The organism is Mycobacterium sp. 23 (assembly GCF_048287075.1).
Classification (GTDB): Bacteria; Actinomycetota; Actinomycetes; order Mycobacteriales; family Mycobacteriaceae; genus Mycobacterium; species Mycobacterium gordonae_B.
Window position 1 is genome coordinate 3,454,116 of the sequence record NZ_JBLVUX010000005.1, and the last position, 13,800, is coordinate 3,467,915.

The following is a 13,800-nucleotide window of genomic DNA, read 5'->3' on the forward strand; positions in this document are numbered from 1 at the left end:
CGTGCACACCGCACGCTTGGTCCACACCGCCGATCTGGACACTCACACGCGCCAGAGCATCTACCAGATGGTCACCACGGCGTTCGCCGGTGAGTTCACCGACACCGACTGGGAGCACACCCTGGGCGGGATGCACGCACTGGTCTGGCACCACGGTGCGATCATCGCGCACGCCGCGGTGGTGCAGCGGCGGCTGATCTACCATGACCGGGCGCTGCGCTGTGGGTATGTGGAAGGTGTTGCGGTACGCGAGGATTGGCGCGGCCAGGGGTTGGTTCGCGCGCTCCTGGACGGGGCCGAGCAGGTGATGCGTGGCGCCTACCAACTCGGTGCGCTGAGCTCGACGGTGGACGCCCGCGGGTTGTATGCGGCCCGGGGCTGGCTGCCCTGGCTCGGCCCGACCTCGGTGCTGGCTCCCACCGGTCCGGCCCGCACTCCCGATGACGACGGTTCGATATTCGTCCTGCCGGTGAGCGTGACCCTGGACACCTCCGCGGAGTTGATGTGCGACTGGCGCGACGGAGACGTCTGGTAAGCCTCACACCACGGTGGGCGGCGGGGTGATCGGAAGTTCACACGCCCGGGTCGGTGACGGAAGCGCTCGGGCAACAATGGATTTCTAGCGTGATCGGCAAGTTCGATGACGTTAGGAGTCTTCATGTTCGCCCGCCGTTCGCACGTTATCTCCGACTGGGATCCCGAAGATGTGGTCGCGTGGGAGGCGGGCAACAAGGACATCGCCCGGCGCAACCTGATCTGGTCGGTGGCCGCCGAGCACGTCGGATTCTCCGTCTGGTCGATCTGGTCGGTGATGGTGCTGTTCATGCCGGCGTCGGTGTACGGGTTCTCCGCCGGGGACAAATTCCTGCTGGGCGCCACGGCGACGCTGGTGGGTGGCTGCCTGCGGTTCCCCTACACCTTCGCGACCGCGAAGTTCGGCGGCCGCAACTGGACCGTCTTCTCGGCGGTGGTGCTGCTTATCCCCACCGTCGGAACCATTGTGCTGCTGGCTAATCCGGGCCTGCCGCTGTGGCCGTATCTGGTGTGTGCCGCGCTCGCCGGACTCGGCGGCGGCAACTTCGCCTCCTCCATGACGAACATCAACGCCTTCTACCCGCAACGGCTCAAAGGCTGGGCGCTGGCACTCAACGCCGGCGGCGGCAACCTCGGAGTGCCGATGATCCAGCTGGTCGGCCTGCTGGTGATCGCAACCGCCGGTGACCGTAGGCCGTACTGGGTCTGCGCGGTGTACCTGGTGCTGCTGGCAGTGGCCGGTATCGGCGCGGCGTTGCACATGGACAACCTCAAGCAGTACCGCATCGAGATGCACACCATGCGCAAGGTGCTGGCCGAGCCGCACACCTGGGTGATCTCAACGCTTTACATCGGCACCTTCGGCTCGTTCATCGGGTTCTCGTTCGCGTTCGGCCAGGTGTTGCAGATCAACTTCATCGCGGGCGGGCAGAGCACGGGGCAAGCCGCCCTGCATGCTGCCCAGATCGCCTTTCTGGGACCGCTGCTGGGTTCGCTGTCTCGGGTGTACGGGGGCCGGCTGGCCGACCGCATCGGCGGCGGGCGGGTCACCCTGGGCGCGTTCTGCGCGATGATCCTCGCGGCCGGAATACTGGTCAGCGTCAGCACTTTCGGCGATCACCGCACCGGCCCCGCACCGGCCTCCACGATGATCGGTTACGTGGTGGGCTTTGTGGCGCTGTTCATCCTGTCCGGGATCGGCAACGGCTCTGTCTACAAGATGATCCCGTCGATCTTCGAGGCCCGCAGCCATTCACTGCCGGTGAGTGAGGCCGAACGACGGCAGTGGTCGCGTTCGATGTCCGGCGCACTGATCGGGTTCGCCGGCGCCGTCGGCGCGCTGGGCGGTGTCGGTGTGAATCTCGCTCTGCGCCAGGCCTATTCGAGTGACGGCACCGCGACGTCGGCGTTCTGGGTCTTCGTCGGGTTCTACATCGCCGCCTCGGTACTGACCTGGGCGATCTACGTGCGCAGGCCGCTTGGCGCAACCGCTGCCGGCCGCACCGGCCTGGCGTACGTGTAGATCACGCGCGCTTGACTGTCGGGCCGGGGTAGCCGGCGGTGCCCGGGGTCCCGTCGAAGTCCGGGCCGCTCAGTCCGTCGGCTCCGGCCAGGCCGTCGTAGCCAGTGGACCCCAGGCCGAGCCCGGCCGCGCCGCCGGTGCCGGCGTCACCCCGGGAGCCGCCGGCTCCCCCCGCGCCGCCGTCACCGAAGCCGCCGCCCGTGCCGTCCCACCCGATCAGTCCGCCGCGTCCGCCGGTCCCGCCGGTACCCGCGTAGCCCCCGTTGCCGCCGTCACCGCCGTGGCCGGCGTCCCCGCCGGCGCCGCCGAAGCCGCCGAACGCGGTTCCCGAAGGGGCGCCGGCGTTGCCGCCGGCGGCACCGTTGCCGCCGTGGCCGCCCAGGCCGCCGCTCCCCCCGGCACCACCGGCCCCGCCGAAGCCACCCGCTCCACCGTTGCCGACCAGCATCCCGCCGGCCCCGGCGTTTCCGCCCGCGCCACCGGCGCCACCCTGGCCGCCATGGCCGCCCCCGCCGCCACTGCCGCCCCGTCCGCCGTTGCCGCCGAACGAGTTTCCGCCTGAGCTGTAGGCGGCGTTCGTGGAGGACGAATCGATGTAGTAATGCCCGCCGCCGGAACCGCCACTGCCGCCGGCGGAACCGCTACCGCCGAACCCACCGTCGCCGCCGAGACCGCCGTTACCGCCGTTGCCCACCAGCCACCCGCCGCGGCCCCCATCCCCGCCAGCGCCGCCGGCGCTCCCGGCCTGTCCGTTCAAACCGGCGCCCCCGTCACCACCCTTGCCGCCGAATGCCGCGAGGGCCCCGCCGTCCACGGAGCGCGCGTAACCGGCCGTACCGCCGTCGCCACCGCCGGCGCCGCCGGGACCGCCGGTGCCGCCCTTGCCGCCGCTTCCGGAAATCGCGTCCGCTTCCGCGGTGACGCCCGGGGTACGGGTGACATCGGCGCTGCCACCGTTTCCACCGTTGCCGCCATCCACCCCGACGGTGCCGGGTGACCCGGGCGAGCCGAGGCCTCCCCGGGCGGCTCCGGTTTGTCCGACCTGGTTACTGGGGTTGTCCAAGCCGTTGAGGCTCGGGTCGGTAACCGACGCCGGGTTCACCGCGTCTGCTCCGGTCATGCCGGCACCGCCGTGCCCGCCGTCGCCGCCGATGCCGAACAGTCCGGCGCTGCCGCCCGCGCCCCCATTGCCCCCCGTCATGCCGACCGACGTCGCCGCCCCGCCGCTGCCGCCGTTCCCGCCGTAGCCGTAGAGCCACCCCCCGCTCCCACCGGCGCCGCCGTTGGCGCCGGCACCAGCGGCACCGCCGGCCCCGCCGTTGCCGATCAGACCCGCAGCGCCACCCGCACCTCCTGCCTGACCGGTCGCACCCGAGCCTCCATTGCCCCCGTTGCCCAACAAGATTCCGCCCGCTGCGCCGTTGGCGCCCGACCCCTCGGCGCCGTCGGCGCCATCTCCGATCAACGGCCGCCCCAGCGCAGCTTCGGTGGGGGCATTGACCGCTTCGAGGATTTGTTGTTGCAGAAGAGCCAGATTGGCGGCCTCGGTGTCCGTATAAGAGCTCACGTTCGCGGCAAGGGCCTGCACGAACTGGTCGTGAAATGCCGTCGCCGCGGCGGACAGGCTCTGATAGGCCTCACCATGCCCGGAGAACAGCGACGCCAACGCCACCGACACCTCGTCAGCGCCCGCGGCCAAAACCTCCGTCGTCGAAGCGGCAGCGTTTTCATTGGCCCACCGCAGCGCCGAACCGATACTGGCCAGATCCGCCGCTGACGACGAAAGTGCTTCTGGGGCAACCATTAGATATGACACGGTGATCCATTTCCCTTCCACTTCGGGCTCGCTGATCACTCTGGTGTGGCGCCGGCCACACGTCTCTACGGCAAGCGGTGGATTGACGGGATGAAATTTCCTCCCCCAATTGGTGGACCGAAACCCCGAGTGTGACTTCGGTGACGCGACACCCCGCAGTGGCGTCGGGGTATTCACAGTCGGCCTCAAGGTGTTTCGAGGTTTACAGGTATCTGGCAGACAACTGGGACACAACTTTCAGTCGATGTGGGCCGTTTCGGGTTGACTGCCTCAAGCGCTCGATGTGAGCATCGAAACCGACCTTGGCGCAAGCCTCTTCACTTCGTGGTGCCCGTCGAGGTGCCCGGAAAGGTGAATAACCTATGGGCCGCAACCATCGCATAGCAGACTGGAATCCCGAGGACACCGCGGCCTGGGAAGCCGGGAACGACAAGATCGCCAGGCGCAACCTGCTCTGCACGGTGGCCGGCGATCACGTCGCGTTCTCGATCTGGTCCCTGTGGTCGGTGATGACGCTGTTCATGCCCGCATCCGTGTACGGCTTCTCGGCCGGCGACAAGCTCTTGCTGGGTGCCGTTGCCACGCTGACCGGCGGTTGCGCGCGCATTCCCTACACGCTGGGCATCGCCAGGTTCGGCGGCCGCAACTGGACCACGTTCTCGGCGTTCGTGCTGCTGATCCCCACCGCCCTGACCATCGCGCTGCTGGCCCATCCCGGTCTGCCGCTGTGGCCGTATGTGTTGTGCGCGGCCATGAGCGGCCTGGGTGGCGGCAATTACGCGGCCTCCCTGGCCAATGTCAACGCGTTCTATCCGGAGCGGCTCAAAGGTGCGGCGCTGGCCGTCAACGCCGGTGTCGGAAACCTGGGAGTCGCAGTGATCCAACTCGCCGGGCTGTTGGCGCTGGCCACCGCCGGTCACCGGGCACCGTACTGGGTGTGTGCGATTTACCTTGTGCTGCTGGCGATCGCCGGTATCGCCGCGGCATTGTTCATGGACAACCTGGAACACGGCATTCAGCTGAACACGTTGCGCTCGGTGCTGTTCGTGCGGCACACCTGGGTGATCTCGCTGCTCTACATCTGCACCTTCGGCTCTTGGATCGGTTTCGCATTCGCCTTCGGCCAGGTGTTGCAGGTCAACTTCGAAGAGCACGGTGAATCCGTCAAGCACGCGGCACTTCACGCGGCCCAGATCGCGTTTGTCGGGCCACTATTGGGCTCGCTGGCACGGATATACGGCGGCCGCCTGTCCGATCGCATCGGCGGGAGCCGGGTCACCCTGGGTGTTCTCGCCGGCATGATCCTGGCATCAGGTTTGCTGGTGGGCATCAGCACCCATGACGACATCGCACCGGACACGGGCAGTTTCACGCTGATCGGTTATGTGACGTGCTTCATCGCGTTGTTCATCCTGGCCGGGATGGGCAACGGCTCGGTGTTCAAGCTGATCCCGTCGATCTTCGAGGCACGTAGCCGTTCCCTGGATGTCGCCGAGGCCCAGCGTCGCCACTGGGCGCGTGCCATGTCCGGTTCGCTGATCGGATTCTGTTCAGCCGTAGGGGCGCTGGGCGGGGTGGGCATCAACCTGGCGCTGCGCGAGTCCTATCTGCACAGCGGCACCGAGACCTCCGCCTACTGGACGTTCCTGGTGTCCTACGTCTTCGCCGCGTGGCTAACCTGGGCAATGTACGTGCGACGTCCCGGCACACCTGTGATGAAGAACGCAGCCGAGGGCAATGCTGCAGCAATTGCCAGGTAACGCTTCGGAAATGAGCCTGGCATACAAAGGACATATGGCCCAGTCAACGTCTGCGCCACTCACTGGCTACCGCATCGCAGTCACCTCAGCGCGTCGCTCAGAAGAGTTGTGCGCGCTGCTTAATCGTCACGGAGCGGAGGTTTTCGCCGCGCCCGCTATCAGCATGATCGCGCTTCCCGATGACGACGAATTGCACGGCAACACACAGGCTTTGATCGCCAATCCAGCGGATATTCTGGTGGCCCACACCGGCATCGGATTTCGCGGCTGGGTGGCGGCGGCCGAAGGGTGGGGCCTGGCGACCGAACTCATCGACTCGTTGTCATCAGCGCGGGTCATCTCGCGCGGCCCGAAAGCAACCGGCGCACTGCGCGCCGCCGGACTCCGCGAGGAATGGTCACCCGAATCCGAATCCTCGCACGAAGTGCTGGAATACCTACTGCAGTCGGGAGTCGACGGTAAGCGCATAGCCGTTCAGTTGCACGGCGCGGCCGACGGGTGGGATCCCTTTCCGGAGTTCCTCGGTGGTCTGCGCGCCGCGGGCGCCGACGTGGTTCCGATCCGGGTATACCGTTGGAAGCCAGTGCCATTGGACGGGGAGTTCGATCAGCTGGTCACCGGTATCGCCCGGCGCCAATTCGACGCGGTGAGCTTCACCTCGGCCCCGGCGGCCGTGGCGGTGCTGGAGCGCAGCCGCGACCTGGGCATCGAGGACCAGGTGCTGGCGGCGTTCCGCAGCAGCGTGCACGCGATGTGCGTGGGCCCGGTGACGTCGCGACCGTTGATCCGGCACGGGGTGCCGACATCGTCACCAGAGCGAATGCGGTTGGGCGCCTTGGCACGCCATATCGCCGAGGAACTGCCCCTGCTCGGTTCGTGCAGTGTGCGGGCCGCCGGTCATCTGGTGGACATCCGGGGTACCTGTGTGCTGGTCGACGGCTCGGTCAAGACGGTGTCGGGCACGGGCATGGCGATACTGCATGCCCTCGCACACCGGCCCGGGGATGTGGTCGGACGCGCGGAGCTGTTGCGACTGCTGCCCGGCAACGGTGGGGACACGCATGCGGTGGACACCGCAGTGCTTCGGCTGCGAACGGCGCTGGGCGACAGGAACATCGTCGCCACCGTGGTCAAGCGGGGTTACCGGCTGGCCCTCGACGGAGAGCACGACGCCGCATGAGCCTGATCCTGACGGCCCACGGCACCCGCCGGTCGGCCGGCGTCGCGATGATCGGCGACCTCGCCGCCCGGGTGGGCGAGCTGCTCGACCGCGACATCGCGGTGGCGTTCGTCGATGTGCTCGGGCCCACCCCCAGCGAAGTGCTCTCGACCGTGCACGCCAGGAGCGACCCCGCAATCGTGGTGCCCGCGTTCCTTTCTCGCGGCTTTCACGTCCGGGCCGACCTGCCCGCACATATCGAGGCCAGCGGACACCCGAATGTCCTCGTCACCCCCGCGCTCGGCCCGGGACCGGGCATCGCCCGGATCATCTACCAGAACCTGCTGGAAACCGGTTGGCATTACGAGGATTCAGTGGTCCTGGCCGCGGCGGGTACTTCCGACCGCCGGGCCCGTGCCGACCTGGACCTCGCGGCGACGTTGCTGTCGACGCTGACCGGGTCGCCCGTTGAGCTGGGATTCGCGGCCACCGGCACCCCTACCATCCGCGATGCCGTCGCCAACGCCCGTCGCCGCGGCGCACGCCGGGTCGTGGTGGCTTCCTACCTGCTGGCCGACGGCCTCTTCCAGGAGCGGCTGGACGCCTGTGGCGCCGACCTCGTGACGCGGCCGTTAGGCACCCATCCCGGCGTGGCCCGCCTGGTCGCCGACCGGTTCCGCGACGCCGCCGCTTCTTCGGCCGGAAGGCTCTACCAGCGCACGGCGTGATCAACGACACTTGATGTTTGTAGGCATCCCGGGTAATCCTGGCAACATGGCCCGTAACGAAGAGCCCTCGCGAGGACTCCTCGACGATGTGGCGAAGATGCTCCGGTTACCGTTCCGGACACCGGAGTTCATCGACCGCATCTTCACCGGGAGTGTCAACCAGGTAGGCCGCCGCACGCTCTACATGCTGATCACCACGTGGGATGCCGCCGGCGGCGGACCATTCGCCGCGAGTGCGATCGCTTCCACGGGTCTGTCCAAGACCGCCGAGATCGTCCAGTCGATGCTGATCGGCCCGGTGTTCAACCCGCTGCTCAGGATGCTGGGGGCCGACAAGATCGCCGTCCGGGCATCGCTGTGCGCATCGCAACTGGTCGGGCTCGGAATCATGCGCTACGGCGTGCGTTCCGAGCCGCTGCACTCGATGACGGTGGAACAGTTGGTGGACGCGATCGGTCCGACGATGCAGCGTTATCTCGTCGGCAAGATCGACTAGGCAGCCATTCGCGCCGCGAACCGCCCCACCAGAATCCGGCCGTCGGCGGTCACGCGCACCGGGTAGACCGGCACCGAAACCCGCTCGTCATCCAGGCAGGAACCGTCGTCCAGCGCGAATGCCTGCTTGAGGATCGGCGATTGGACCATGGCGCGGCCCGCGCGATCCCCGACGATGCCGCGGGACAGCACCGCCGCGCCCGAGAACGGATCGACATTGCCGATCGCGTGCACGGCGCCGTCGTCAAGCCGGAACAGCGCCGCCTGGGCACCGTCGTCGAGCAGCACCCCGACGCCCCGTCCCGGAATGAGATGGTCGTATTGGCAGGCAGTGGTCCACGCCTGGATGTCGTTGACGGTAGTCATAATTCATTCCCTCCCTAACTAAAGCTGTCCGCGGACTCGCGGGATACCAATGGGGACAGGCACTTTGCGTCCCGAACGCTCGGTGAACGTAACCGTCGGGTCGACGGCGTCGGGGGCGTTGACGAAGGAGACGAACCTCGAGAGCTTGTCCGGATCCTCCAGCACGCCCTTCCACTCGCACTGGTAGTTGGCGACGTGGCGCTCGATGGCGGCCTCGAATTCCTCAGCCAGGCCCAGCGAGTCGTCACACACCACCTCGCGCACGTGTTCCAGGCCGAGTGATTCCACCCACGGCGCGGTCCGCTGCAAGCGGTCGGCCGTGCGTATGTAGTACATGAGAAACCGGTCGATGTAACGGACCAGCGTCTCGGTGTCCAAGTCGCTGGCCAGCAGTTGCGCGTGCCTGGGGGTCATTCCGCCGTTGCCGCCGACATAGAGATTCCAGCCCTGCTCGGTGGCGATCACCCCGACGTCCTTGCCGCGCGCCTCGGCGCACTCCCGTGCGCAGCCCGACACCCCGAGCTTGATCTTGTGGGGTGCCCGCAGTCCGCGGTAACGCAATTCGAGGTCGATGGCCAGTTGCACCGAATCCTGCTGGCCGTACCGGCACCAGTCGCTGCCGACACAGCTCTTCACGGTCCGCAACGCCTTGCCATAGGCGTGACCCGACTCCATGCCGGCATCGACCAGGCGCTTCCAGATCGCCGGCAACTGGTCCACCCGAGCCCCGAACATGTCGATCCGCTGACCGCCGGTGATCTTGGTGTAGAGACCGAAATCCTGTGCGATCTGGCCGATCAGGATCAAGTGCTCGGGCTTGATGTCGCCGCCGGGCACCCGCGGCACCACCGAGTAGCTGCCGTTGCGCTGGATGTTGGCCAGGAAGTGGTCGTTGGAGTCCTGCAGCGAGGCCTGCTCGCCGTCCAGGATGTGGTCGGATCCAGTGGAAGCCAGAATGGAGGCGACGACGGGTTTGCAAATGTCGCAACCCTTTCCGCGGCCGAAGCGCTCCAGCAGTCCGGAGAAGGTGCGGATCTCGGTGGCCGAGATGATCTCGAACAGCTCCGCCCGCGACTGCCCGAAGTGCTCGCACAGCGCCTTGGACTGCTCCACGCCCTCGGCCTCCAGCAGCTGCTTGAGCAGCGGTACGCAGGATCCACACGAGGTACCGGCGGCGGTGCAGGACTTCAGCGCCGCGACGTCGGCGCAGCCGTCGGCGATGGCGCACTTCAGGTCGCCCTTGCTGACGTTGTTGCAGGAGCAGATCTGGGCCGAATCCGGCAGTGCCCCAATGCCCAGAGCACCGGCGGCACCAGCCGACCCGGCCGGGGCGATGAGCGCGAGCGGGTCGCCGGGCAATTCGCTGCCGACCATGGGACGCAGCACCCCGTACGACGAGGCATCGCCGACCAGCACGCCGCCGAGCAGCGTCCTGGCATCGTCGGAGAGCACCAGCTTGGCGTAGGTGCGGTTCACCGCGTCGTTGATGACGACCTCAAGGCAGTTCTCGGTGCTGCCCATTGCGTCGCCGAAGCTGGCGACGTCGACGCCGAGCAGCTTGAGCTTGGTGGACAGGTCCGCCTCGGGAAATTCCGCGCTGCCGTCGACCAGCCGGTCGGCCACCACTTCGGCGCTGGTGTAGCCAGGGCCGACCAGGCCGTAGCACCGGCCCTCGATCGCGGCTACCTCGCCTACCGCGTAGATGTCGGGATCGCTGGTGCGGCAGGCCAAGTCGGTGAGCACGCCACCGCGTGGGGCGATGTCCAAGCCGGCGGCCCGGGCCAGTTCGTCGCGGGGCCGGATGCCGGCGGCGAAGATCAGCACGCCCGTGTCGATCACCCGGCCATCGGAGAGTCGCACCACCATCGATTCGGACCCATCCGAATGCGTGACCGGCTCAATCGATTCGGTGCCGGTTCCGACGTGGATGTCGATGCCGAGCTCGCCGATCATCCGGGCCAGCAGCGCGCCGCCCGCCTCGTCGATCTGCTGAGCCATCAACCGGGGCATCATCTCGACGACGTGTGTCGCTACTCCGAACTGGCGCAAAGCGTTTGCGGCCTCGAGACCCAGCAACCCGCCACCGATGACAACGCCGGCGCCACCCGACTCGACGGCGCGTTGGGCGCCGGCGCGGATGGCGTCGAGATCGTCGAGGGTCCGGTAGACGTGGCAGGACGGCAGGTCGTGGCCGGTGACCGGTGGCACGAAGGCATAGGACCCGGTAGCCAGAACCAGGGCGTCGTAACCGTGGACCCGGCCGTCGGTAGTGACGACTGTCTTTGCCGCACGGTTGATTTCGGTGACACGGGTGTTCAGCAGCAGTTGCACCTGCGGGTCGCCGACGTAGTCGTTGCCGGGCAGGGCCAGCAGGCTGCGGTCCCAGCTTTCGGTGTAGGAGGTCAGGCCGACGCGGTCGTAGGCGGCATCGGCCTCCTCGGCCAACACGGTGATCCGCCAAGCGCCGCTGGTGTCGCGGGCGCGCAGTGCCTCGACGAACCGATGACCGACCATGCCGTGGCCGACCACGACAACACGCCGGACGTCAGCGCGCGCGGGAGTACTTCCGGCAGAGGACATGTCACGAGACTACGAAGCCGATGTTGCGGCGAATGACGCCGAATGTGACGCATTCATCACGCCGTCCTCACAACTGGCAATCGGCTGTGTGACGATGTTCGCTCCCAGCGAACGACCAGGTGGAACTTTAGCGTGGGGCACTCATGTTTAACGGGGTAGCCGACCAGCACAGCGTCGGACACAGCTAACTCACAACGAAGAGCAAGGAGTCACCCATGAGCAATCTCGCCTTGTGGTCGCGTCCGGCGTGGGACACCGACCGGTGGCTGCGCGACTTTTTCGGTCCGGCTTCCGCCGACTGGGTCAAGCCTGCGACCAGCGGTTTCAATCCGGCGGCCGAGATCCTGAAGGACGGGGATGACGCGGTAGTCCGGTTGGAGCTGCCGGGCGTCGACGTCGAGAAGGACGTCAATGTCGAGGTCGACAAGGGGCGCCTGGTCGTCCATGGCGAACACCGCGACGAACACGCGGAAGAAGAGCACGGCCGCACCCTGCGGGAGATCCGCTACGGGTCGTTCCGCCGGTCGTTCCAGCTCCCGGCGCACGTCACCGGCGAGGCCATCTCGGCGTCGTACGACGCAGGCGTGCTGACCGTACGGGTCGCCGGCGCCTACGCCGGGGCCCAGCCGCAGCGCATCGCCATCACCAAGTAGCGCGACCAGACGCAAAGGTCCCCGCACGCACGGCGTGTCGGGGACTTTTGTGTCTGCTCGGCACTAGCGCCAACGGGCCAGCAGTTCGGTGGCCCGCGCTGACAGCGCGTACTGGAAGAACGGGCCGAAGCTGATCCGGGCGACCCCGAGCGGGCCGAACGAGGCCGGGTCGTCCTGATCCGGCGCCGCGATCGCATTGACCGGCAGTGGCAACTCAGTTGCCAAGCGCCGCAACGTCTCCGGGTCGTGACGCGCCACCGGGTACAGCACATCGGCACCGGCCCTGGCCGCTTCGGACAGGCGCGCCACGGCCATGTCGACCCGGCCCTCGGGGTCGCCTTCCTGGCGCAGGAACACATCGGTGCGGGCGTTGATCACCACGTGCACCCCGGCCGCATCGGCGGCCGCCCGCAGGGCTCCCACCAACTCCGCGTGCTCGGCGGAGGACCGCAGCCGCCCGCCTTCGGAGTGCACGGTGTCTTCGATGTTGAGTCCCACGGCGCCGACGCCCAGCAGGCCGTCGATCAGCCGCGGCGCCGGCAGCCCGTAGCCGGACTCGATGTCGACCGAGACCGGTAGGTCGACGGCCGCGGTGATCTGCGCGACGCGGGCCAGCACGTCGTCGAACGACATGCCCTCTGCGTCGGGTTTGCCGATCGAGTCCGCCAGCGGGTGACTGCCGACCGTCAGCGCCGCGAATCCGGCCTGCGCGGCCAGATTCGCCGACCAGGCATCCCACACCGTCGGCAGTACGACGGGGTTCCCAGGGTGATGGAGTTGCAGCAGCACCCGGGCAAGTTCGGCGGTTTCCTGAGCCATGGGCACAAAGTCACTTTCTTGGCGGCGGGACCCAAGTTGGCCGGTGTCCGGCTCCGACAGCGGATAGTATCGACTGGCGTACTGTGATCCGTAACACCTTCGGCCCGGGGAGCATCGATTGTCCACTGCCACTGAACTCACCGAACTGCACGATCTGATGCGGGGACTGCGGCGGTGCGTGACCTCGCTGAAGTCGCGGTACGGAGACAACCCGGCGACGCGCCGCATCGTCATCGACGCCGAGCGAATCCTCACTGACATCGAACTACTCGACAACGATGTCGCCGAGCTGGACCTCGCCCGCGCCACCGTCTACCAGTCCGGCGAGAAGATCGCGATCCCGGACACCCAGTACGACACCGACTTCTGGCGCGATGTCGACGACGAGGGTGTCGGGGGTCACAGCAGGTACTGACCGGCGCCTGACTGAGAAGCCCGACTAAGGAGCGGGCGTTCATTCTGTGTACCCTTCGAGCTACAGCCCGTTCGAAGAGGAACAACACATTAGATGAGCGCACCAACGGCGAGCCGTTCTGAGTCCGGCGTCTTTTCAGCTACCCGAGCCCAAATCGGGCGCAAAACGCTTCGCACCGACAGGTGGTGGCTGCAGCCCCTGAGGATCAACCTGGGCTTCGCCGCTTTCGTCATCTACGCGACGGTGCGCGCGTTTCAGCAGGACTACTTCTTCGTCCCCAAGTACCACTACCTGACGCCGTTCTACTCGCCGTGCGTCAGCAAGGCTTGCGGTGAGGCCAGCGAATTCTGGCCGCAGATCCTGCCGGATGTGTGGTGGTTGCCCTACGCGGCGTTGACGCTGCCGTTCCTGCTGCTGTTCCGGTTGACCTGCTACTACTACCGCGGCGCCTACTACCGCACGGTGTGGCAGTCGCCGACGGCCTGCGCGGTGGCCGAGCCGCGCGTCCACTACACCGGTGAGACGAAGTTCCCGCTGATCATCCAGAACACCCACCGGTACTTCTTCTACATCGCCGGCATCATCTCGGTGATCAACACCTGGGACGCCATCGCCGCCTTCCACTCCGAAGACGGCCCGGGCGGATTCGGGTTCGGTTTGGGCAATCTCGTTCTGCTCGGCAACGTCATCATGCTGTGGACCTACACGCTGTCCTGCCACTCCTGCCGGCACGTCACTGGTGGCCGTCTCAAGCACTTCTCCAAACACCCTGTGCGGTACTGGATCTGGACCCAGGTCAGCAAGATCAACGAGCGGCACAAGATGTACGCCTGGATCACCCTCGGGACGTTGATGTTCACCGACTTCTACATCCTGCTGGTGTCCAGCGGCACCATCTCCGACCTGAGATTCATTGGCTGATCAGCCCTTCAGCCACATTGCGAACGAAATTC

13 protein-coding genes are annotated in these 13,800 nt (G+C 67.1%); 9 read left to right on the plus strand and 4 right to left on the minus strand.

Annotation, left to right across the window (positions count from 1 at the left end; genetic code table 11):
- The first annotated feature begins 1 nt into the window (after position 1).
- Together ACNQS7_RS17270 and ACNQS7_RS17275 are read left to right on the plus strand one after the other, a co-directional pair.
- Positions 2-535: a GNAT family N-acetyltransferase gene (locus tag ACNQS7_RS17270; RefSeq protein ID WP_418013476.1), complete on the plus strand. Its 534-nt coding sequence runs from the start codon at positions 2-4 to the stop codon at positions 533-535.
- A 123-nt stretch (positions 536-658) separates the two neighbouring features.
- The gene (locus ACNQS7_RS17275) at positions 659-2,056 is read left to right on the plus strand and encodes a nitrate/nitrite transporter (protein WP_418013477.1); all 1,398 of its coding nucleotides are present in this window, start codon (positions 659-661) and stop codon (positions 2,054-2,056) included.
- Between the two features lies 1 nt (position 2,057).
- On the opposite strand, the gene ACNQS7_RS17280 is transcribed toward ACNQS7_RS17275, so the two are convergent.
- Positions 2,058-3,872, minus strand: a complete 1,815-nt coding sequence (locus tag ACNQS7_RS17280) for a PE family protein (RefSeq protein ID WP_418013478.1) — start codon at positions 3,870-3,872, stop codon at positions 2,058-2,060.
- A gap of 362 nt (positions 3,873-4,234) precedes the next feature.
- Here ACNQS7_RS17280 and ACNQS7_RS17285 point away from each other — a divergent pair, with 362 nt between their 5' ends.
- Genes ACNQS7_RS17285 through ACNQS7_RS17300 form a run of 4 tightly spaced genes read left to right on the plus strand, consistent with a single transcriptional unit; the run spans position 4,235 to position 8,015 of the window.
- A complete protein-coding gene (locus ACNQS7_RS17285) occupies positions 4,235-5,632 on the plus strand; it encodes a nitrate/nitrite transporter (protein ID WP_418013479.1) in 1,398 nt (465 codons plus the stop codon).
- Between the two features lie 34 nt (positions 5,633-5,666).
- Complete coding sequence (locus ACNQS7_RS17290; protein WP_418016034.1) at positions 5,667-6,812, plus strand: uroporphyrinogen-III synthase; 1,146 nt, start codon at positions 5,667-5,669, stop codon at positions 6,810-6,812.
- The gene (locus ACNQS7_RS17295) at positions 6,809-7,519 is read left to right on the plus strand and encodes a sirohydrochlorin chelatase (protein ID WP_418013480.1); all 711 of its coding nucleotides are present in this window, start codon (positions 6,809-6,811) and stop codon (positions 7,517-7,519) included. The genes ACNQS7_RS17290 and ACNQS7_RS17295 overlap by 4 nt, the downstream gene beginning before the upstream one ends.
- Positions 7,520-7,565: 46 nt before the next feature.
- On the plus strand, positions 7,566-8,015 hold the full coding sequence (locus tag ACNQS7_RS17300; protein ID WP_418013481.1) for a hypothetical protein: 450 nt from the start codon (positions 7,566-7,568) through the stop codon (positions 8,013-8,015).
- Here ACNQS7_RS17300 and nirD read toward each other — a convergent pair.
- Both nirD and nirB read right to left on the minus strand, forming a co-directional pair.
- Positions 8,012-8,380, minus strand: a complete 369-nt coding sequence (gene nirD, locus ACNQS7_RS17305) for a nitrite reductase small subunit NirD (RefSeq protein WP_418013482.1) — start codon at positions 8,378-8,380, stop codon at positions 8,012-8,014. The two genes, ACNQS7_RS17300 and nirD, sit on opposite strands and share 4 nt — an antisense overlap.
- An 18-nt stretch (positions 8,381-8,398) precedes the next feature.
- Positions 8,399-10,960, minus strand: a complete 2,562-nt coding sequence (nirB, locus tag ACNQS7_RS17310) for a nitrite reductase large subunit NirB (RefSeq protein WP_418013483.1) — start codon at positions 10,958-10,960, stop codon at positions 8,399-8,401.
- A gap of 215 nt (positions 10,961-11,175) precedes the next feature.
- Between nirB and ACNQS7_RS17315 the strand changes: the two genes are divergently transcribed.
- The gene (locus ACNQS7_RS17315; RefSeq protein ID WP_418013484.1) at positions 11,176-11,613 is read left to right on the plus strand and encodes an Hsp20/alpha crystallin family protein; all 438 of its coding nucleotides are present in this window, start codon (positions 11,176-11,178) and stop codon (positions 11,611-11,613) included.
- A gap of 63 nt (positions 11,614-11,676) precedes the next feature.
- Here the strand turns inward: ACNQS7_RS17315 and ACNQS7_RS17320 are convergent, their stop codons facing one another.
- Positions 11,677-12,432, minus strand: coding sequence for an isocitrate lyase/PEP mutase family protein (locus ACNQS7_RS17320; protein ID WP_418013485.1), 756 nt, complete (start codon positions 12,430-12,432; stop codon positions 11,677-11,679).
- A 118-nt stretch (positions 12,433-12,550) separates the two neighbouring features.
- Between ACNQS7_RS17320 and ACNQS7_RS17325 the strand changes: the two genes are divergently transcribed.
- Both ACNQS7_RS17325 and ACNQS7_RS17330 read left to right on the plus strand, forming a co-directional pair.
- Entirely contained in the window at positions 12,551-12,847 is a 297-nt protein-coding gene (locus ACNQS7_RS17325; protein WP_418013486.1) for a hypothetical protein, read from the plus strand.
- Positions 12,848-12,940: 93 nt separating this feature from the next.
- On the plus strand, positions 12,941-13,768 hold the full coding sequence (locus tag ACNQS7_RS17330; RefSeq protein ID WP_055580709.1) for a hypothetical protein: 828 nt from the start codon (positions 12,941-12,943) through the stop codon (positions 13,766-13,768).
- The last annotated feature ends 32 nt before the right edge of the window (positions 13,769-13,800 follow it).

What these genes read in the sequence shown, in the direction of transcription:
- nirD (WP_418013482.1), bottom strand. Translation starts at nt 8,380, where the DNA reads ATGACTACCGTCAACGACATCCAGGCGTGGACCACTGCCTGCCAATAC.
- ACNQS7_RS17275 (WP_418013477.1), top strand. Translation starts at nt 659, where the DNA reads ATGTTCGCCCGCCGTTCGCACGTTATCTCCGACTGGGATCCCGAAGAT.
- ACNQS7_RS17300 (WP_418013481.1), top strand. Translation starts at nt 7,566, where the DNA reads ATGGCCCGTAACGAAGAGCCCTCGCGAGGACTCCTCGACGATGTGGCG.
- ACNQS7_RS17285 (WP_418013479.1), top strand. Translation starts at nt 4,235, where the DNA reads ATGGGCCGCAACCATCGCATAGCAGACTGGAATCCCGAGGACACCGCG.
- ACNQS7_RS17315 (WP_418013484.1), top strand. Translation starts at nt 11,176, where the DNA reads ATGAGCAATCTCGCCTTGTGGTCGCGTCCGGCGTGGGACACCGACCGG.
- nirB (WP_418013483.1), bottom strand. Translation starts at nt 10,960, where the DNA reads ATGTCCTCTGCCGGAAGTACTCCCGCGCGCGCTGACGTCCGGCGTGTT.
- ACNQS7_RS17330 (WP_055580709.1), top strand. Translation starts at nt 12,941, where the DNA reads ATGAGCGCACCAACGGCGAGCCGTTCTGAGTCCGGCGTCTTTTCAGCT.
- ACNQS7_RS17290 (WP_418016034.1), top strand. Translation starts at nt 5,667, where the DNA reads ATGGCCCAGTCAACGTCTGCGCCACTCACTGGCTACCGCATCGCAGTC.
- ACNQS7_RS17295 (WP_418013480.1), top strand. Translation starts at nt 6,809, where the DNA reads ATGAGCCTGATCCTGACGGCCCACGGCACCCGCCGGTCGGCCGGCGTC.
- ACNQS7_RS17320 (WP_418013485.1), bottom strand. Translation starts at nt 12,432, where the DNA reads ATGGCTCAGGAAACCGCCGAACTTGCCCGGGTGCTGCTGCAACTCCAT.